The sequence below is a fragment of the Streptomyces sp. JLBG701 genome (assembly GCF_058544905.1).
Genome location: NZ_CM178588.1, coordinates 1,476,589 through 1,496,065 on the forward strand (window position 1 = coordinate 1,476,589; position 19,477 = coordinate 1,496,065).

General features: G+C 67.3%; 16 protein-coding genes. 6 read left to right on the plus strand and 10 right to left on the minus strand.

The window, feature by feature from the left end:
• Positions 1–29 precede the first annotated feature (29 nt).
• On the minus strand, positions 30–1,289 hold the full coding sequence (locus AC5DRG_RS06810; RefSeq protein ID WP_491808831.1) for an MFS transporter: 1,260 nt from the start codon (positions 1,287–1,289) through the stop codon (positions 30–32).
• A 105-nt stretch (positions 1,290–1,394) separates the two neighbouring features.
• Between AC5DRG_RS06810 and AC5DRG_RS06815 the strand changes: the two genes are divergently transcribed.
• From AC5DRG_RS06815 to AC5DRG_RS06840, 6 genes are all read left to right on the plus strand, one after another.
• On the plus strand, positions 1,395–2,546 hold the full coding sequence (locus AC5DRG_RS06815; RefSeq protein WP_491812984.1) for an acyl-CoA dehydrogenase family protein: 1,152 nt from the start codon (positions 1,395–1,397) through the stop codon (positions 2,544–2,546).
• 78 nt (positions 2,547–2,624) lie between these two features.
• A complete protein-coding gene (locus tag AC5DRG_RS06820; protein ID WP_491808833.1) occupies positions 2,625–4,196 on the plus strand; it encodes an amino acid adenylation domain-containing protein in 1,572 nt (523 codons plus the stop codon).
• A complete protein-coding gene (locus AC5DRG_RS06825) occupies positions 4,193–4,948 on the plus strand; it encodes a thioesterase II family protein (RefSeq protein ID WP_491808835.1) in 756 nt (251 codons plus the stop codon). Before AC5DRG_RS06820 ends, AC5DRG_RS06825 begins: the two co-directional genes overlap by 4 nt.
• Before the next feature lie 59 nt (positions 4,949–5,007).
• Positions 5,008–6,231, plus strand: coding sequence for an aminotransferase class I/II-fold pyridoxal phosphate-dependent enzyme (locus AC5DRG_RS06830; protein ID WP_491808836.1), 1,224 nt, complete (start codon positions 5,008–5,010; stop codon positions 6,229–6,231).
• A gap of 50 nt (positions 6,232–6,281) precedes the next feature.
• On the plus strand, positions 6,282–6,572 hold the full coding sequence (locus AC5DRG_RS06835) for a phosphopantetheine-binding protein (protein WP_491808838.1): 291 nt from the start codon (positions 6,282–6,284) through the stop codon (positions 6,570–6,572).
• Positions 6,569–7,891, plus strand: a complete 1,323-nt coding sequence (locus tag AC5DRG_RS06840; RefSeq protein WP_491808839.1) for a condensation domain-containing protein — start codon at positions 6,569–6,571, stop codon at positions 7,889–7,891. The genes AC5DRG_RS06835 and AC5DRG_RS06840 overlap by 4 nt, the downstream gene beginning before the upstream one ends.
• A 24-nt stretch (positions 7,892–7,915) precedes the next feature.
• Here the strand turns inward: AC5DRG_RS06840 and AC5DRG_RS06845 are convergent, their stop codons facing one another.
• From AC5DRG_RS06845 to AC5DRG_RS06885, 9 genes are all read right to left on the minus strand, one after another.
• Entirely contained in the window at positions 7,916–8,731 is an 816-nt protein-coding gene (locus tag AC5DRG_RS06845; RefSeq protein WP_491808840.1) for an alkaline phosphatase family protein, read from the minus strand.
• A gap of 22 nt (positions 8,732–8,753) precedes the next feature.
• Complete coding sequence (locus AC5DRG_RS06850; protein ID WP_491808841.1) at positions 8,754–10,052, minus strand: condensation domain-containing protein; 1,299 nt, start codon at positions 10,050–10,052, stop codon at positions 8,754–8,756.
• On the minus strand, positions 10,049–12,490 hold the full coding sequence (locus AC5DRG_RS06855) for a beta-ketoacyl synthase N-terminal-like domain-containing protein (protein WP_491808842.1): 2,442 nt from the start codon (positions 12,488–12,490) through the stop codon (positions 10,049–10,051). Before AC5DRG_RS06855 ends, AC5DRG_RS06850 begins: the two co-directional genes overlap by 4 nt.
• Positions 12,491–12,524: 34 nt before the next feature.
• Positions 12,525–14,495 (minus strand): amino acid adenylation domain-containing protein, encoded by a 1,971-nt coding sequence (locus tag AC5DRG_RS06860; RefSeq protein WP_491808843.1) that lies wholly within the window; start codon positions 14,493–14,495, stop codon positions 12,525–12,527.
• Positions 14,496–14,581: 86 nt separating this feature from the next.
• On the minus strand, positions 14,582–14,842 hold the full coding sequence (locus AC5DRG_RS06865; RefSeq protein ID WP_491808844.1) for an acyl carrier protein: 261 nt from the start codon (positions 14,840–14,842) through the stop codon (positions 14,582–14,584).
• A gap of 146 nt (positions 14,843–14,988) precedes the next feature.
• Complete coding sequence (locus AC5DRG_RS06870) at positions 14,989–16,002, minus strand: ParB/RepB/Spo0J family partition protein (RefSeq protein ID WP_491808845.1); 1,014 nt, start codon at positions 16,000–16,002, stop codon at positions 14,989–14,991.
• Positions 16,003–16,061: 59 nt separating this feature from the next.
• The gene (locus AC5DRG_RS06875; RefSeq protein ID WP_491808847.1) at positions 16,062–17,798 is read right to left on the minus strand and encodes an aminotransferase class V-fold PLP-dependent enzyme; all 1,737 of its coding nucleotides are present in this window, start codon (positions 17,796–17,798) and stop codon (positions 16,062–16,064) included.
• Between the two features lie 85 nt (positions 17,799–17,883).
• Complete coding sequence (locus AC5DRG_RS06880; RefSeq protein ID WP_491808848.1) at positions 17,884–18,072, minus strand: hypothetical protein; 189 nt, start codon at positions 18,070–18,072, stop codon at positions 17,884–17,886.
• Positions 18,073–18,233: 161 nt separating this feature from the next.
• Entirely contained in the window at positions 18,234–19,463 is a 1,230-nt protein-coding gene (locus tag AC5DRG_RS06885; protein WP_491808850.1) for an ATP-grasp domain-containing protein, read from the minus strand.
• Between the last annotated feature and the right edge of the window lie 14 nt (positions 19,464–19,477).

Genomic DNA, 19,477 nt, shown 5'->3' on the forward strand with positions numbered 1-19,477 from the left:
ACGGCACACGGAGGTGTGCCGCCTCCCCCTCACGTGTGAACGGCGTCCTCGACCGGTACCGGGCGCGCGCGGCGGGCCCAGTGAGCGGCGGCCGAAAGGCCGAGCGCGAGGCCCGCGTACAGGACGCCGAGCAGAACCCACCCGAGTCGGCCGAGTCCGAGAATCATGACGGTGACCAGGATCGGCCCGAGCGAGTCGTAGATGCGCGTACCCATCGCGAACGCTCCGAGGTACTCGCCCTGGCGGTCCTCAGGAGCGAGTTCATAGGACAACCCCCAGCCACCCGCCGACTGGAGCATCTCCGCGAGAGTGAGGAACACGCATCCGATACCGAGGACGACGACCGCACCGAGCGCGGGCAACGCTCCGGTACTCGCGAGCACCAGGCAGGCGACCAGCAGCAAAGCGCCCGACTTCACCACTCCCCGGGCGGCTCCCTTAATTGTGTCCATGCCACGGCTCGCGCGCACCTGAAGCGTCACCACGAGGAAGGTGTTGACCAGAAACGTGCCGGCAACGGTCCAGGTCGGCGCGTGCGTGTGGCGCACGATCCACAACGGCAGCGCCACGGTGAGGATGGCGGCGTAGGTCATCAGCAGCCCGTTCAACACGCAGACCGTGAGGTACCGCAGGTCGCGCAGCACCGATCGCGGGCGGGCGGCCCGCGACCGCGCAGACGATGCCGACCGGGCCGCAGGCATCGTCAGCAGGATTACGGCCGCGATGGCGAACGACGCGGCGTCAGCCAACATCAGCGAGACGTACGCGGCGCGGGTACCCACGCCCAGCGCTATCCCGGCGGCCAGGGCACCGATGGCGATGCCACCGTTGACGACGGCCTGGTTGTAGGCTCGGGCGCGAACTCGCTGGTCCTGCCCTGCGATCTGGGACAGATAGGCACCCCGGATCGGCGACCCTCCCACTTCCGCGAGCGCGGCGATGACAGCGAGTGTCAGGAACTCCGGGAAGGTGCTCACGAACGGGTAGGCCGCGAACACGACCGCCTGGACGGCCGTGAGAAGCACCCAGATGCGCCGGTACCCAAAGCGGTCGCCCAGCTTGCCGAGCGGTACTGCGGCGATCATCGCCGCCAGGCCCGCCAGCGATAGTCCCGAGGCCACCGCGCCCGCCCCGAGCCCGACGATGCGGGTAAAGAACAGCACGCTGACCGTCAGAAACATACCGGTCCCCGTCGCATCGACGAGAGAAACGAGTGCGTACCTGCGTAAAGGCCCGGCGGGTGGAAGTACGGCACGGAGCCATTTCGCGGCGATCACAGAATCAGGCATTGAATTACCGTACCAGCCTCCCCATTCTGCTATCCCAGCCAATTACGATGAGGCCATCATTTCAGACGCTTGACAAGCGTGTCGAGCGAAGCCACCGTATTCGCCATGGTCACCTTCACCGCTGAGCACAACGCGTTTCGTCAGCTGGTCCGGGACTTTACCGAGAAGGAAATCGGGCCGTACGGGGATGAATGGGAAGTGAATGGGATATTCCCCGCGCACGAGCTGTTCTCCAAGATGGGCCGGCTCGGTCTGCTCGGCGTGGAGTACGACGAGCGGTACGGCGGCCAGGGCGCGGACCACCTCTACACGGTGATCCTGCACGAGGAACTCGGCCGCGCTGCCCCCGGTGGCGTGGCGTTGGGCATCGGCGTCCAGACGGACATGGCGACCCCGGCGCTGCACCATTTCGGCAGCGCGGATCTCAAGCGGAAGTACCTGGTCCCGGCGACCACCGGCGAAGCGGTCTGCTCGGTCGCGGTGACCGAGCCCGATACCGGCTCCGACGTGGCCGCCCTGCGCACCCGCGCGACGCGCGACGCTGACGACTGGGTGATCAACGGCTCGAAGCTGTACATCACCAACGGCACGCAGGCCGACTGGATCTGTCTGCTCGCCCGCACGTCCGACGAGCCCGGCTATGGCAGCTTCTCGCAGATCGTCGTCCCGACGGACACACCCGGCTTCCAGGTCCACCGCAAGCTCGACAAGCTCGGCATGCGCTCTTCCGACACCGCCGAGCTGACCTTCACTGACGTGCGGGTTCCGGTCAGCAACACGATCGGCGAGATAGGCCTCGGCTTCTACCAGCAGATGAGCCAGTTCCAGAACGAGCGCCTGGTCTGCTGTTACGCCGCGGTCGGCGGCATGGAGACGGCCCTGACCCGGACCGTGGACTATCTGAAGACCCGCCAGGCCTTCGGCAAGCCCCTGATCGACAAGCAGTACATCAGCTTCACGCTGGCCGAGCTGAGTGCGCGGCTGGACATGCTGCGGCACTACACCTACGCGGCCGCGGAGGCGTACATCCGCAGTGAGGACGCGAGCCGGTTCGCGACCATCGGGAAACTGGAGGCAGGCCGCCTGGCCCGCGAGATCTCGGCGGTCTGTTTGCAGTTCCACGGCGGCATGGGCTACATGGAAGAGTCGTGGACCGCCCGGTACTTCCGGGACAGCCCCGCATGGTCGATCGGCGGCGGCACCGACGAGGTCATGCTGTACGCCCTGTCCCACCTGGACGGCTACCACGCGAATTAGCGCTGCCGTCCGCATTCCCTTCCCAGTACAGATGTGGGCTGTTCCAGGAGTCATTTTCGCAGCGGGAGAAACGCCACAGTGAGCCTCACATACGAACCAACCATTCATGGCGCATTCGCCGCCCACGCCAGGCGGCGGCCCCAGGCGACCGCCATCATCTCCGCAGGGCGACGCATCAGCTATGCGGCCCTGGACGCCGCCGCGGACACCTACGCGGCGGAACTGGCCGAGCGCGGAGTCGGTCCCGGTACCGTCATTCCACTGCTTCTCCCGCGTTCCGCCCAGCTCATCGCAGTGCAATTGGGAATTCTCCGGTGCGGGGCGGCCTACGCCGGACTCGACCTGCGCTGGCCAGCCGAACGAACAGCGGCGGTCATCGACTTGCTCTCTGCGACGCTGATCATCACCGCCGACGGGTCCGCGCATGATCTGGGGCCACAGCCCATCCTTCCGGTGCCCGCCGAAGACGTCGCCGACGTCGCCGCGAGGTCCCGCGGCTTCCGGGCCCGCACGCTCGACGGGGTGTCCCCGGCGACTGTCTTCTTCACGTCCGGGACGACAGGTCGGCCCAAGATCGTGGTCACCCCGCACCAGGCGGTCACCCGGATGTTCCGACCCGGCGGACTCGCCGGATTCGGTCCCGGTCACGCCACGCCACAGGCCGCACCACTGCCCTGGGACATGTACGCGTTCGAAGTGTGGGGCCAACTCGTCAGCGGTGGCACGACGGTGCCGGTGGCGGAGGACCACCTCATGCCGCGGACGTTACGCGAACTCGTCCCGGCCGCCGGGGTGGACACTCTGTGGCTCACCACATCGCTGTTCAACCTCTTCGTCGATGAGGACATCGACTGTTTCAGCGGCCTGCGCCAGGTGCTGACCGGCGGGGAGAAGCTCTCCCCCGCGCACGTCCGCGCGTTCCTCGGGCGGCATCCGGGCATTCCGTTGCTCAACGGCTACGGGCCGGCGGAGAATTGCATGCTGACCACCACCCACCTGTTGCGTCCCGAGGATTGTGACCTGCCCGGAGGCATACCGGTGGGCACCCCGGTACCGGGTACCAGGGTGCTGGTCCTCACCCCGGACGACCGGCCGTGCCCGCAAGGCGAGCCGGGTGAGATATACGTCGCGGGCGAGGGCCTCGCGTGCGGTTACGCCGGCGACCCGGAACTCACCGCCGCCAAGTTCCCGACCGTCGAAGTGGACGGCGCTCCGGTTCGCCTCTACCGGACCGGTGACCTCGGTGTCACCGACGCATCGGGGGTGCTTCATTTCCTCGGACGAGCGGACCGGCAGGTGAAGATCAGCGGGCACCGGGTGGAACTGGAGGAGATCGAGGTCGCGGTGCGCCGCGTGCCCGGTGTCCGCGCCTGCGTCGCGGTTCCCGTGGCCGGCGCGCACGGCGAGGTGGGACGGATCTCGCTGTTCTACACGGACGACTCGGCCGTGCCGCCCGACGCCGACGACCCCCTGGCCGTCCGTGCGCGACTGCTGCGCCAGCTGCCCGGTTACATGGTGCCGGGGACCGTGCAGCGCGTCGACCGGTTCCCCGTCACCGCGAATGGCAAGATCGACTCCGCCGCACTGCTCCGGCTCACGAGGCGGGTCCGACGGGCGTCCCGGCTCGCGTCGGAAGGCGGTCGTCTATGACCAGTCGAACTGTCAGGAGTTGCTGGCTGCCCTTCGGCACCGCGCCGGACGCCGCGGTCCGGCTGCTCTGCCTGCCGCACGCGGGGGCGGGTGCCGCGGTCTACCGTTCTTGGGGCGCCGGGGCCCTCGGCGGAGTAGCGGTGTGCCCGGTGCAGCCCCCCGGCCGTGAGAAGCGGCGCCGCGAACCCGCCCTGACCTCCGCGACCGAACTGGCGCGCCTGCTCGCCCCCGAGATCATCGCGGATGTGCGGCCGCCGTACGCGTTCCTCGGTCACAGTACGGGCGCCCTGGTCGCCTTCGAACTGTGCCGGCAGATCCGCCGGCTCGGCGGCACCGCGCCGGTTCACCTCTTCGTCTCCGGCCGCCCCGCACCTCAGCTTCCGATGCGCCGCACCCGGCTGAGCGGTCTTTCGGTCACCGAACTGGCCGAGGTCCTGCGCCGTCTCGGGGGCACTCCGCGTGAAGTCCTGGAGAACCAGGCCCTCCTGGCCTCGATCCATCCCCTTCTCCTGGCCGATTTCAAGGTCAACGAGGAGTACGCCTACCAGCCGGAGGACCCTCTCGGCATTCCCCTCACCGTCTTCGCGGCGACCCGGGACGCGGGGACGAGCCTCGACGAGGCAGCGGCGTGGGAGGCGCAGACGGACGGCGAGTTCCGGGTACTCACGCTGGACGGCGGCCACTTCGCGGTGTTCGACAAGGCCCCCGAGATCCACGGACACATCGCCACGTCCCTGCCGACGCCGTCATGACGCGCGCGGCGGACGGAACCTCACCGCGGCTGTCCCATGTCGGCGCCCAGATGTCACGAATGTCCGGGCTCCGCGCGCTGATGGAGGACATCGCAGCCTCGACCACGGGCGACCGGGCCGGCGAGTGGCTCAACCTCGGCATCGGCAATCCGGCGGTCCTTCCTGCCGTGGCCGGGATGTGGCGCCAACTCACCCGGGACGCACACGAGGAGAGCTTCGCCGACGCGGGCCAGTACGGCCCGTCCCGGGGAGCGCCGACCCTGGTCCGTGCCATCGCCGACTACTTCCGCAGTCGTTTCGGGTGGAGGATAGGCAGCGAGAACATCGTCATCAGCCCCGGCAGCCAGATGCTCTGCTTCGTCGCGGCCGCGGTGTACGCAGGCCCCGGCAGCACGGGAACGCGCAGGGTTCTTCTGCCGATGACACCGGATTACACCGGTTACCAGGGACTGTGCATGGTGCCCGGCGGGGTCGCCGGAACACGGTCCCTCCCCGTGCCGGAAGAAGGCCGGCTCTTCAGGTACGAGCTCGACCTGGACGCGGTCGCCCGCCATCCGGACCCCGGCATGCTACTGCTGTCCAGCCCGGGCAACCCGACAGGCCGCGCCCTGAGTCCGGTGGAGCAGGACGGCCTCATCAACATCGCCGAACGGCTCGACGTGCCCCTGTTCGTCGACCACGCCTACGGCCACCCCTTCCCGCAGATCGGTCTGACCCAGGCTCCTCCTGTGCTCCATCCGAACGTCGTCAACTGCTTCAGCATGTCCAAACTGGGGCTACCGGGCGAGCGCATCGGTTTTGCCATCGGCCCCGAGCGTTTCATCACCCCGATCGTCTCCTGCCTGTCCAACTCGGTCCTGCACGCGCCCAGACTGGCCCAGTCCGCGGTCGCGGCCGGCCTGCGGTCGGGCGCGATCGACGACGCGGTCTCGACGACGGTCAGGCCGTTCTACCTCGAACGCCGACTGCTCGTGGAGAAGCTCCTGAGCAGCGCCATGCCACCGGGCGTCAATTGGCGGCTGCACGCGAACGAGGGCGGCATGTTCGCCTGGGTATGGATCGACGAAGACTGGTTCGATGATGTCGCACTCTACGACAGGCTCAAGGAGCAGCACGTCTTCATCGCTCCGGGCCGGAGCTTCTTCACCGGCAGCCCGCGTCCCGCCGAGCACGGCACCCAGTGCTTCCGTATCACGCTCTCCGTGGACGAGGACGTACTGAAGGAAGGCATCAGGCGCATCGGCCGCGTCATCGGCCAGGCCGGCCCGCAGCACACCCCCTGAGAAGACCTTTGAGAAGACTGAGAAGACTCGGATGAGAGGGAGGAATCGTCGTGTTGACCGAGAGCCGCGAAGACCACGTGGGCGCTGAGTTCGAGCCGCCGCAGGGGCCGCTCGAAAGCACGGTGGCACGCATTCAGGCTGAGGTCCTCGGCATCGACCGGATAGGCCGATCCGACAGCTTCTACGACTTCGGTGGCACGTCCCTCCAGGCCATCCGGATCTGCACGAGGATCGAGCGGGAGACCGGCCGACAGGCTCAGCCTGAATGGCTGTTCGAGTTCGATGTCCTGTCGGAATTCGTCAGCCTCCTGCCGGCGCCGGGCGGGGAGGCAGCGCCATGAGCCGTGACCGTTGCGGCGACGACCATCCCCTGTCGTTCGTGCAAGAGGCGCTCTGGCTCTCGGAGCAGTTCGCCGTCGGGACGCCCCCCTACGTCGAAAGCTGGGCGCAACGGCTCAGAGGCAGCCTGGACGCAAATGCGCTGATCCGGGCGCTGAAGCGGATCAGGGACCGCCATCCCGCGCTGCGGTCGCAGTTCGTCCTGGAGGACAATCGCCTTGTGCAGCGAGTGCGGCACGATGCCGGCCTCGTCGTGGAGCGGGTGGACGCGCAGGGCGAGGATTCCGACGCCGCGCTGCGAAGGGCGGCGCAGCGGCCGATCGACATCCGGGAGACCACCCTCCGGGTGGTCTTGCTGAAGCTGGCGCACGACGATCACGTTCTTCTCGTGCAGTGCCACCACATCGTCGTCGACGATCACTCGTTCGACCTGCTGTCCAGGGAGATCGAGGCACTGTACACGGCGGCCGTCGGCGGACAGGCCGTCGAACCGCCCGCCCCCGGGATCACCGTCGGCCGGTACGCGGCGGATCAACGGGCCCGCGGGATACCCGAGTCGTCCTTGGCGTACTGGACCCGTTACCTCGACGACGCCGAACCCCTGCCCGCGTTCCCGCCGGCCGGGCGAGCGCTCCGGTCCCGGCACGACAATCGGTGCGGCCGGGTCACCGAGGTGGTGAGCGCCGATGTCGCTCGCCGCGTCCAAAAGCGCGCCCGGGCGATGCGAACGACGCCCACCGTCATGATGCTCACCTCGCTCGGCATGACGCTGGCCGCCTCGGCGGGCGTCGAGGACGTCGTCATGGGCCACCCGGTGTCACAGCGGGGTCCGGCCGACCTCGACCGGGTGTTCGGCTGCTTCACCGACACCATGCCGCTGCGGCTGCGCGCGCTGCCCGAGTCGACGTTCAGCGAGCTGTGCGGCTCCGTGAAACGAGACGTGATCTCCGCGCTGCGCCACCGAGACGTTCCCTGGGCCCATGTCGCGAGGCATCTGCCGCACACACCGGGCATGTTGCCCGGTGAAGGGCTCATCAGAGTGGTGATGGTGGTCGAGGAGCCCACACCGCTGACGCTTCCCGGCCTCGCGTGCGAGCGCGTCCATGTCGTGCCGGCGGGGGTGAAGTTCGACTGGTTCGTCGACGTGGTGGCAGAAGCAGGCGGCTACGCCTGCCACGTCGACTACGCTGTGGACTGTTTCACCTCCGACGAGGCCACACGGGCGCTGCGGCAGTGGACGCACACCCTCGCCGAGGTGTCGGACGACCCGGACCTCACCGTCGCGGCCCTCGGCCGGGCCTTCGCCGCCGAACCCGCATGACCCGGAACAGGCGCGGGCTGGAGGTCATTCGCCGGCGCCTCCCGCATGTTGCAGCGCGGTCCCGGCCAGGCCGAAGCCCCTGTGGGGAGTCCTGCCGAGAGCCGCGAACACCGTAGGAAAGACATCGGCGTGGCTGGCCGGTCCCCGAGTGATGCCGGGTCCCGCCGCGGCCAGCCACGCGGTGCTCTCCGCCTTCGAGCGGCCACCGTGCCCGCCCTCGTCCCGATGGCCATGGTCAGTGACGACGATGACCGTCCACTCCTCGCCGCTGCGTTCCCCTATCGCCGCGGTGATATCGCCGATCCGGGCGTCCGCTCTCTCGATGGCCTCGCGGTATTCAGGCCCGATGCCATGGCGATGGGCCACCGAGTCGGGCTCGCCGAAGCAGACGAAAGCGGCATCGACCTTGTCGTTCCGCAGGACGCCGACGGCGTCGCGCGCAACGGATTCGTCGGCTTCGTGGTATCCGAGCGTGTCGCCGTTCATCATCATGAGCCGGGAGGCCGGCCGGAATATTCTCGTGGCCAGCGGCTGCCAGGCGGCGGCCACATAGGTGCGCAGGCTTTTGTCCATCCAGGTGAGTGCGTAAAGAAAGTCGGGGAAAGAGGCCAGCCGATTGCCGGCAAGGCTGTTGTCGTACACCCCGTGGAAGGTCGGCCAAACGCCCGTCGCGACGGTCGCCCAGAGTGGCCCGGAATTCACCGGCGCCTGATCACTCACGCTGAATTCACTCAGGAACCCGGCTTTCACGACGGTGTCGAGATGGGGGGTGCTGGCCTCCTGCAGCGTGTCATAGCGCACACCATCCACGCCGATGACGATCACTTTGCGATCCGGCATGCGGGACACCTCCGGTTGATCTTCATCGAATATTTCCCATGTCAAAGCACGTGCCGGGACTCCGCAAGATGCTGACGATCTGTTCAGTCATCTCGACAGGAACCCGCTGGTCGACGACCGAAGGCTGGTACATGACGTTCGCGACATAGCCGGGCTTCTGGTTCACCCACATGATTTTCAGCTTGCGGTAATAAGGGTCGGCGGCGGTTACCGGTATTTCCTCCACCCGCACTCCCGGAAGTATCAGATCCTCGTTCCCGTTACTGTCGACGCCCATGTCGACCTTGACGAACTCCGGCCCTTCGAGCGCCTCGAGCACAGGGTCGATGCTTGCGTCCCGATGGCGTTCCGCGGCGCGCCAGTCCTCGCGGACGGCGACGACAAGGTCGTCGAAGGACCGGACGCCGAGCGAATTGAGCCGGGTGATCCGGATGTCCGAGAAGAAGCCGACCGCGTTCTGGACGGCCGGGGTGCTCCTGTTGGCGATCTGGGTCCCGAGCAGCACATCACGCTGCCGCGTGACGTGGGAGACCGCGACGCCGGTGGCGCAGAGGAGCACGGTGAACGGCGACACCCTCAGGGCACGGGCGAGTTCCAGCGTCCGGGCCAAGCAGTCCGCGGGCAGGGCCAGCTCATGATTTCTTCTGGCCGGCTGCGGGGACGTCGCCCGGACAGGTGACGGGGCGGGCCAGCGGACGATGCCGGTGTACCCGGAGACGATCGAGGCCCAGAAAGGCACGGCAGAGTGCCGCACCTCAGGCCAAGAATTCCTCTGCAGCTCGGCGAACTCGCCATAGCTCATCCCGAGCGGTGGAAGCACGGCCGGCCGACCGGCCAGCCGTGCGGCATACAGTTCGGCGAGATCCCGGACGATTATCACGTACGACAGACCGTCATAGACCAGGTGGCTGATGGTGATCGAAAGAAACACGCACCCGGCGATGCGGTGCAACTCGGCCCGAAAGAGCGGCCTGCCGTCCACGATGTCATCCATGGTGTGACGCCGCTGCAGGAGCACGTGCGCCAGCGAATCGATGTCGTCGGCCTGAGACGCGCTCGTACGGAAAGGTTCCTGTGGTTCCGCGTGGACCTGCTGTACATGACCTGGTCCACGGCTGCCTATGGTCGTACGGAGAGCCGCATGGCGCCTGACGAGATCATCGACCGCGAGGGAAAGACACGCCGTGTCGATTTCTCCCTCCAGCCGGTAGAGCCGCACCTCGTTGCAGCAGGCCGCACAGTACGGAATGCGCTGGTAGCGCTCCAGCTCCACCTCTTGCTGAAACGACAACGGATGACATTCGACATCCCGGAGATTCACCGCTGCCCCCCCGGGCCTGGCGGGTCTTCCGACGCGTCGCGAGGCAGCAAGTCCCTCACGCGGGCGGCAAGCTCTCCAGGGGTCGGTTCGGCGAACACGGTGTCGAGTTCCAGCCGGACGCCAAGGCGTTCCTCGATCTGTGAGACGACGACCAGCGCGGAGAGCGAATCACCGCCGGCATCGTAGAAGTCGGTGTCAGCCGAGTCCGGCGCCTCACCGAGAGCCGTCTCCCAGGCGGCCATGACCTGCCCCGCGATCATGTCGTCGGAGGCGTTCGCTCCGCTCCCGGCCCGCGCGTCGCTCACGCCCGGATCAGTGAGGGACACACGTGCTGTCGGCTCCCCGTAGTGGGGGTGCCAGTAACGCCGCGTCTTGAACCGATAACCCGGCAGCGGCACTCGTCCGAATCCGCCGCCGCTGAACAAGGGGCCGAACCGCACGTCCACACCCGTTTGCCAGATCGCGGCGAGCGCGGCCACCACGGCGCCGGTCGCGTCATCGGGGCACGACACCTCGTGGCCGTCGATCCGGACCGGTCCGGCTTCTGTCATCGAGACCCAGATGCCGCCCCCTGGTTCGCCCGCTCCCGCCCGCTCACTTTGCCAACCGCCATCGGCGAGACGGTTGAGTGCCTGTGAGACCGCGATCTCTCCGGTGAACGCCGCTGCCGCGGCGGTGCCGAGTCCGGATGCCACGATGCGCGTCGGCTCGATGCCATGCGCCGCCCACATGCGGGCGAGCGCGTACTCGAACGCGCACTGGGCAACGGCACGATCACGCTCGTCCCACTGTTCCGCGGACAGGGCGGGCACCGCGTCTTCGCATCGACCCCATGCGTCGTGGAAATCGGGGTGCCGGCGGGCGAGTTCTCGCACCAGTTCCGGGGTTGCCCCGGCGTCGGCCGGGAAGCTGAAGGTGATCTCATCGACGGCGCAACGGTGCGCCGGCTCGGCGGTGCGGAGCAACCGCGCCGCCTCGCCCACGTCGCGTGCGGTCACCACACAGCGGTAGTCGAACGCCTCGCGTCCCTCAGCGAGGGTGAACGCCGCGTCCGGCAGGTCGATGCCGCAGGACAGCGCCTCGGCCAGATCCCGCAGGTGCAGCCGGAGCGATTCGGGGTTCTTGGCGCTGACAAGCAACGGCCAGTACCCGTGACGCGGCGGCGGAGCGGGGCGTTCGGGTGCCTCTTCCAGCACCAGGTGAACGTTCGTGCCGCCCACGCCGAAGGCACTGACACCGGCACGCCGTGGCCGATCGTCCGGCCACGGCTCGCACGCGGTGGGGATATGGAAGGCGCTCTCTTCGATACCCAGAGCCGGATTGGGCTTCTCCACGTGGGCGCTGGGGAAGATGACGCCCTCTTCCAGGCTGAGTACGGTCTTGATCAACCCGACAACCCCTGCTGCCGCGTCCAGATGCCCGATGCTGCTCTTCACCGCGCCCAGGGCACACGAGCCGCGTGGTGTCTCCCTGTCGAACACGTCCCTCAGGGCGGCCACCTCCACCACATCCCCGAGGGCCGTCCCGGTGCCATGGGCCTCGACGTACCCGATGTCGCTCGGCCTCACGTCCGCGATGGTGTGCGCCATCGTGATGGCATCGACCTGACCCGAGACGCTGGGCGCGGTGTAGCCGACCTTGTCGTTCCCGTCGTTGTTCAGGCCGTAGCCGGAGATGACGGCCCGGATCGCGTCTCCGTCATGGATCGCGTCGGACAGCCGTTTGAGCACCACCACTCCGGCGCCGTCGCCGGGTACGGTGCCCGCCGCCTTCGAGTCGAACGTGCGGCAGAACCCGTCCGGTGACAGGATCGAACCTTCCTGGAAGACATAGCCCTCCTCCGGGAAATCGATCGCTGTCCCCCCGGCCAGCGCGATGTCGCACTGGCCCATCAGCAAGGCCTGCGCCGCCTGCGTGACGGCGACAAGAGAGCTGGAACAGGCGGTCGACACGGTCATGCTCGGCCCGCGCAGGTTCAGCTTGAACGACACGCGCGTACTGAGATGATCAGCGGTTCCGTTGATCACATGCTTCAACTCGTTCGAGGTCACCGGGGCATACGAATTCTTGCTGCACGCACCGAATACGCCGGCGCGCGATCGGAGCCGTGGTACCGCATAGCCCGCGTCCTCCAGCGCGTGCCACGCCGTCATGAGGAACAGGCGGTGCTGCGGGTCCATGGCCGTCGCATCCGACGTGGAGAAGCCGAAGAACTCATTGTCGAACATGTCCGAATCACGGATCATGCCGCGCGCGGGGACGTAGCGCGGGTCATCAAGTCGCCGCGCCGCAACTCCCCGGGCGAGCAACTCTTCTCGCGACAGGCGCGTGACAGAATCAGTTCCTTTTTGCAGATTCTGCGCAAAGCGCCGATAGTCCTCCGCACCGGGAACGCGGCACGCCAATCCAATGACTGCTATTTTGCGAGACTCGGGCATATCTTCACAACCTCCATCTGTTCGCGCTTTTTCATCAGACCTGACCCTGCTTCGCGAACGAACCGGCAGGCATGGCGATGGCCGCGAGTCGGCGTCGGTCGATTTTCCCATTCGCCGTGAGAGGCAGCCGGTCCACAATGGCCCAGAGCGGAGGAACCATATATGAGGGCAGATGGTCCCGCACCCGGTCTCTCAACTCGGCAGGCCTCACCGTCGTCCCCGGCGCCAGCCGTACCGCGGCAATGAGTCTTTTGTCGGCGCTGTCGCCGTCCGTGACCGTCACCACCGACTCCTCGACTTCCGGCTGAGCGGTCAGAAACTCACTGATCGCCCCCGGCTCGATACGGAAGCCGCGAACCTTGACCTGGTCGTCCACCCTGCCCAGAAAGCGGAGTCGGCCGGCCCCGTCGATACGCACCAGGTCACCTGTGCGGTACAGTCGCTCGCCCACATCGGGCGAGAAGAAGCCAAACGATCGATCGGTTTCCGCCTTGTCATTGAGGTAGCCTGCCGCAAGTCCTTCCCCGGCGGCATACAGTTCTCCGACAGCCCCGGGCATCAGTAGCCTCGCACGATCGTCCAGGACATATATCCGAGTTCCGGGAACGGGTAGGCCGATAGGAATCTGCCCGTCGATGTCCGCAGGGTCGTGAAGCGAATGGACCGTCGTGAAGGTCGCGTTCTCGGTCGGGCCGTATCCGTTCGTGATCACAAGGCCTGGGTTCTCCGCCAGAGCACGTTTGATGTGCTCGTGAGGCACGACGTCTCCACCCGTCAGGAGCTGTCGCAAGCTGCCCAACGATGTCGCCGCGAAGTCCTGCACGAGCCTGAAGAGGCCCGCCGTGAGCCAGGCCACGGTGATCCGGCGTTCCTCGAGAAAAGCGCCTATCTCGCCGGGGGTGATCAGGTCCGGTGGACAGACTTCAAGCGTCGCTCCCGTCAACAGGCTGCCCCAGATCTCGACGGTGGAGGCATCGAAGGCGAGTGACGACAGACGCAGACAGCGCTCCCCCGGGCCCAGCGCCAGATAGTCGGCATCGTGCACCAACCGGATCACCGCACGGTGCGGAATCGCCACACCTTTCGGCTCCCCCGTCGAGCCCGAGGTGAAGGCGATGTACGCCAGTCGGTCGGGGTCGGGCCGGACGGGCGCCACGCCCGCCCCGTCGGCCTCCCATCCCCAGGCCCATGAACTGACCCGGGGAACGCCGTGCGACTTGAGCCGACCGGCCCCGTCGCCGGCCACGATCGCGGCGGCGGGGGCTGCCTTGGTGATGATCTTCCCGGTATGGGAAGGGGGTTGCGTGAGATCGACTCCGATATAGGTGGCTCCCGCCCAGAGGGTGCCCAGCACCGCCACTGTCTCCGCCACCGAGCGCGGAACGGCGATCAGCACGGTGTCGCCCTCGTGGACGCCGACGGTACGCAGCAGGCGCGCCTGCTCGGCCGCGGCGGCGGCCAGCTCGGAGTACGTCAGCGTCGATTCCGCGTCGCGCACGGCCGGCACAGCGGGCCATCGCTCCGCCGCCATACGGAAGAGTTCATCCACAGATGAATGCGGGAAGACGCGAGGCGTGTCATTGACGGCTTCGAGCATCTTTCGCGCCTGGGCGGATATACACCGGACATCCGCCAGCGTCATGCCTGGACAGTCCTCGGCCGTCGCCTTCGCAAGCTGCTCCACCGCCGCCGAATAATTCGCGACAAATCTCTCCGCCTCGTCCCTGTTCCATAGGTCCGTCGCGTAATCGAGATGCCCCTCGAACGATCGGCCGGCGCCGGTCGGTTGCAGAGAAACAACGCACTGCGTCGCAGGTTCGGCATCATAGAAGATCCGGACGAGCGGCTCGCGTGGAAAATCGTCCCTGCCCAGGCTGCGTCTCAGCGATTCGTCAACGCTGCGCACGAACACCTGTGGCGCGAGGTCGTCATCGACATCGATACGGATCGAAACCGGGTCTTTGGCGTTGGCGACGCCGACCTGCACAGTGCTCGCACCGGTCAATCGGCTCAGTGTGAGGCCGAATGCGGCGAGAAGGACGGGAAGTGCGGTGTCAGCAGGCAGCCTGGCGGGGAGCCGACCACTGCGCATTACTGGCGCTCTCCGTGACCCTCGCCCGTCAGTTGGCCGAGCAACTCGGCCTGGTTTCGAACGGTGGGAGCCCGAAGGACGTCAATGGCCCTGATCGTGAGTCCGGAGGATTGCGTCAGCTTACCGATGAGAGAGATGAGCACAAACGAATCCCCGCCGGCGTCAAAAAAACCGGTGTCGTCGTTGAACGTGTCGTAGCCCAGCGTATCCCGCCAAGCGGAACGGACGAGACCGATGAGATCAGCTTTACCGTTTTCCATGATCTACGCCTCTCCAATTGACCGGAAGCCGTAGTATCGCGCTCGAGTCGGGGTTTGTCTAAAGTCCAGCCTGCGCCATTGGCGCGGGCATCAGCCAGCCGGTTGACTGATGCCCGCGCCAGAATTCAGGCGCGGGCATCGCTGCCTCAGCCGGCTCGGTGATGGAGGCCTGTCGCCGCGGACCCGAACGCTTCAGAGTCACCCCCGTAGTCCTCCAGGAGGCGCTGCCACGAACTCAGATACTGCTGGATCAGCCAGGCAACCACGTCGGCGCAGTGCGGCGGGATCGCGGACACCGTCTCGGGCCACTTGCGCAGCACCGTCTCGTGGGCCCAGAGCCAGCGCAGCAACTCGCGCCCCCGGTCCGTCGAGCGCACGGCCGGATCGCGGGCCAGCCGGTCGAGGTACCTGCGGACGTCGGCTCCCGAAGAAGCGGCAGGCGGCGCGCCGCGCCGCGCCGGGCCCGGGGTCTCGCGCTCCACCGGGACCGCGGGACTTCCCTTGACCTCCCGTTGGTCGGCTGCCTTCCGCCTGCCCGGCGGCGCTGCCTCAAGGCCCTGGTCGAGACGCTGGCGTACGTCCCGCGCTGTCCCCAACGAGATCCCGGCTTCCCGGGCCACCTCGCGCAGCGTCGCCTCGGGGCGCTCGGCGATCACCTTGGCCGCACGCAGCCGCCCCTCAGACGCGGCGAGCGGGCGGGCTCTCCCGTCCGCCCCCTTCCGGACGTTCGACTGCGGAATATCCGGGCTTGAACGCCGGATCGCCGCCACCGTCTTGTCGGACAGTCCGGCGCACCGGGCGATCTCCCGGTTCGACAGGTCCGGGTGGCTCCGGATGATGCGCCGGGCCGCGGATTTCCGATCGGCCATGGCCAGCGGAAGGCCATGCGCGGTGTTCGCCTCCACCGCACGCAGAAAGGCATCCGTCTCGGAACCGTCGAAGAACTCCACTTCTATCTTCGGCTCGCCATTGAGCTTGGCCGCACGCAAACGGTGCATCCCGTCGATTACTCGCATAGTCTGCCGGTGCACTAAAATCGGAGGTGTTTCCGTCTCCATAAGAACGCGAACATGGTCGAGGTCTTCCCCGTCCAGCCGCGGAGAGTCCGCGTCCTTCAGTTCGTCGATCCGGACGACCTCGCGTATGGGACGTTGCTCCACAATTACTCCCCGTCTTCCGCAATTCGGTGCTTGATCAGTCGTTTCCAGTCGGAGCCGATCTACGCCGACACAGCGTCGCGTGACATACGAAGAGCATCGGCGAGCGCCGCAGCGGCCTGATCCATGTCGTGAGCGCCGCGCCAGCCGGAGTGCCCGACGTTCAGCGTGGTCACACCGTCGGGTGCTCGGCCGTGCCCAACCACGACCCTGGACAGGGTGAACAGGTTCGCCTGCAGCCGACTCAGTCGGACGTCCCCCGGAAGGACGAAGGCCGTACAGGCCGCGCTGCAAAGATCGGCGACAGGTGTCAGATCGGCCTCCTCCGCGCAGCGCCGTCGGAACCGCTCCGCGGAGGCCCGCCGTTGGGCGATGTAGGAGTCGAGGCCGGTGTCCTGGATCAGCGATACGGACAGCTGAAGCCCGAGCAGCGCCGCCGCCGGCGGTGGCGTGGGCGGCCGGTCGCCGAGATGGGCGCGCAGATCCAGGTAGCCGCCGAGCCGTGCGGGCGCCGCCTCCTCCAGCGCGGCGAGTACCCGTGGGCTGAGTGCGATCAGGCTGAGGCCCGGCGGCGCCATGACACCGCTGGCGGAAGACGACATGGCGACGTCGACACCCCACTCGTCCATCCGCAGGTCGTCGGCGCAGAAGCTCAGGGTGGCATCGGCGATGACCGTCGACGGCACGCCGCGCAGGACGTGCAGCACCGCCGGGAGATCGGTCAGGGTGCCGTCTGCGGGATCGGCCATGGCCAGGAGAACGAATCGTGGAGGTGGCCCCTGGGCGAGTTGCTCGGCAAGCGTTGTGCTGTTCAGGCCCGCGCCGAACACGGCTTCCGAGACCGTGATGTGCATGCCGAGCCGCTCGACGACCGGCCGCCACCGACGGACGGCGGAGCGCCCGCCGGCGATGAGGAACCGGTCGCCCGGGCGACCAAGCGCGCCGGCCACCGCCTCCAGCGCGAGTTCTTCGGGACAGGCTAGCGGCAGCACCCGGCCGGCGGTGCGGAAGAGTGCGGGAAGGGCCCTGTCGAGTTCCTGACGAGCCGCACTCACGAATGGAGTCCCGGCGGCGACGGGCTGTCCGCCGAGCACTGCGCGCACCTCTCCGGGGAGGTGCGGCGTGCCAGGGACCCACCAGTCCGCTTCGAGCAGCCGAGGGGTGGCGGCTCCTGTACGCTTCGGCGTCGGCGTGGCTTCTGCCGACTGTGTCCATTTCCGGCGGTCAACGGCCCTGATCAGCAAGAAGTGCGGGACGAAGATCAGCGAGCCCGACAGCGTGAGCACGATCAAGAGCGTGCGGAGAACGCCTGCGGAGGTGTCGAAGGCGATGAGCGCCGCCATTATCGGCAGCTCGATGGGAGACAACAGCCACAGGACCCGCACGACCCCCCGGAACGTCCGGCGCAGGCGTGGGTGCTCCGGGATGTTCGCCGCGTCGGGCCGTATCTGCCGGACGACGGCGATATAGACGGCCTGTGCCACGGTGAGCGCCGAGACCAGGGCGACATTCCCCGCCTGCGGATCCGCGAGCAGGAGCGCCGCGCCCGCCCCCGCGATCAGCGACATGTTGCCGATCCAGTGTGCGAGCTGCTCCAGGAGTGTGCCGGAGACCGAGGGCCGGTTCCTGGAGCGTGCGAGGTCACCGTCGACACAGTCGAACAGGATGGCGACGAGAACTAAGGAACCGGCGAGGACTTGGCGTCCGGCGGCGAGGGCGACAGAGGCGGCAATCAGCAGGATCGCCCAGGCGACGGTCACCGCGTTCGAACTGAGCCGCGAGTCTCGGAGCTTCGGCACCAGCCATCCACTGGCCAGTTTGAACGGTGTATAGAGCGGCGGATACGACGGACCGGTTTTCTTTCGAGCGTCGCCGGCCACTAGTTTATTCTGGTGCGCCGTCAAAAGTAATGTCAGGGGAGAGTTCGGCGGCGATACTCTCCGCCTGCCACGGCTCCAACTCGGGCGAGAGGCTCGCGAACTCCGGCGCGCCGCCCTTCACATCAGGATCCAGTTCGAGCGGCGATTCTTCCAAGCCCTCCATCGGGCTATATTTTCCTTCACCTTTGCCCATTTTGATCTCCTTTGACGAACAGAGAAGAACGACTCGCGGATCGATTATCAGTGAGGTTTCTGGGGCTGTCAACCTCGATACTCCGGCGCCCGTTTTGTTTCCGAGAGGGCGAGTGCAGTGCCAATTTCTTGCAATTTCCTGGGACGTGAAGGTGCCGTATCTCAACCCATTTCGGACGTTACCTCCAGGACGTAGACACGGGCCAGGTCCTCGACACGTTTAGGCACAAGCGTCGCCTCGGCCGTCGCCAGAAACACCAGGCCGGTAGTCGAAGCCGAGTGCAGCCGGGTGCCGATGGTGTCGCCGGTCCGGGTGGACATCCGCACCTCCACCACATCCGGCACCCGGGCCAATTCGTCGGCGGTGGAGATACGGACCACACGGCCAGGCCGCACCGGCAGGTCACAGTTGGCGATGATCTCGTCCCGCAGCGGAACGACCGGGCCGCTCACCCCTGCGGGGCGGCCGAGCGCGGTGTCCATGAACACCCGCCAGAGGTCGATGCCGTACTTCATCTCCACCGCGTCGACGATTCCGCCGCCCGCCGGGCGGCAGGAGATCTCACCGATCACGAACCCGTCCCCGGTGCCGAACAGCTCCATATGCGTCACCCCGGTGTCCAGCCCGAGGGCGTTCACCGTGGCCTGGTGCAGTTCGCGGATCGTGCCGACCGCAGGGTCGTCCTCGGGCAGCAGATACGAGCCAGTGAAGGCGTCCGTCCGGCCCAGCAGGGGCATGAAGTACCGCTGCACGGCCGCAAATTCAGCATGCCCGTCCGAGACCACCCCGTCACAGTGGTACTCACCCTCCATCGCGACGAACCGCTCGACCAGCAGCGGGCACGCTGCACGGCGCAGACCGTCCGCGGCGGGCGTGGCGAGCAGCTTGGTCAGCTGCTGGGCCGAGGACACCAGGAAGGTGTTCATCGAGCCGGTACCGAGGGCCGGCTTCAGTACCACCGGCCACCCCAGCTCGGCCGCCGCGGCGGGTGCCTGGTCCGGCGATCCGATCACCCGGTGCCCGGCGACGGGCAGGCCCGCCGCGGTGAGAGCGGATTTCATCACCGCCTTGTTGGAAAATCGGTTCGCCGTCTCGAAGCCGATCCCGCCCAGCCCCAGGAACGACCGCAGATAGCCGCCAGCGGGAAGGCTCCGCTCGGACGGAGCCACCACGTGATCGACCGGCTGACGCCCCAGCAGGTCCAGGGCCACCCGGCGGACGGCCGTCAGGTCGGCGATGTCATCGACGAAGTGCAGCCGCACGTCCGGGCTGTACATCCGTGCGTACGAGCTTTCGGTGATGACATCGATCTCGGCATCGGGTGCCACCGCGCGGAGCCGGTCCACCGCCTCCGACTTGCCGGAGTTCACCATCAACACATGAGCGGGCATGACCGTTCCTTTTC

Excerpts from the sequence above, each read along its gene's own strand:
- AC5DRG_RS06855 (WP_491808842.1), bottom strand. The coding sequence starts at position 12,490 with ATGCCCGAGTCTCGCAAAATAGCAGTCATTGGATTGGCGTGCCGCGTT.
- AC5DRG_RS06845 (WP_491808840.1), bottom strand. The coding sequence starts at position 8,731 with ATGCCGGATCGCAAAGTGATCGTCATCGGCGTGGATGGTGTGCGCTAT.
- AC5DRG_RS06810 (WP_491808831.1), bottom strand. The coding sequence starts at position 1,289 with ATGCCTGATTCTGTGATCGCCGCGAAATGGCTCCGTGCCGTACTTCCA.
- AC5DRG_RS06880 (WP_491808848.1), bottom strand. The coding sequence starts at position 18,072 with ATGGGCAAAGGTGAAGGAAAATATAGCCCGATGGAGGGCTTGGAAGAA.
- AC5DRG_RS06840 (WP_491808839.1), top strand. The coding sequence starts at position 6,569 with ATGAGCCGTGACCGTTGCGGCGACGACCATCCCCTGTCGTTCGTGCAA.
- AC5DRG_RS06830 (WP_491808836.1), top strand. The coding sequence starts at position 5,008 with ATGTCCGGGCTCCGCGCGCTGATGGAGGACATCGCAGCCTCGACCACG.
- AC5DRG_RS06885 (WP_491808850.1), bottom strand. The coding sequence starts at position 19,463 with ATGCCCGCTCATGTGTTGATGGTGAACTCCGGCAAGTCGGAGGCGGTG.
- AC5DRG_RS06825 (WP_491808835.1), top strand. The coding sequence starts at position 4,193 with ATGACCAGTCGAACTGTCAGGAGTTGCTGGCTGCCCTTCGGCACCGCG.
- AC5DRG_RS06815 (WP_491812984.1), top strand. The coding sequence starts at position 1,395 with ATGGTCACCTTCACCGCTGAGCACAACGCGTTTCGTCAGCTGGTCCGG.
- AC5DRG_RS06865 (WP_491808844.1), bottom strand. The coding sequence starts at position 14,842 with ATGGAAAACGGTAAAGCTGATCTCATCGGTCTCGTCCGTTCCGCTTGG.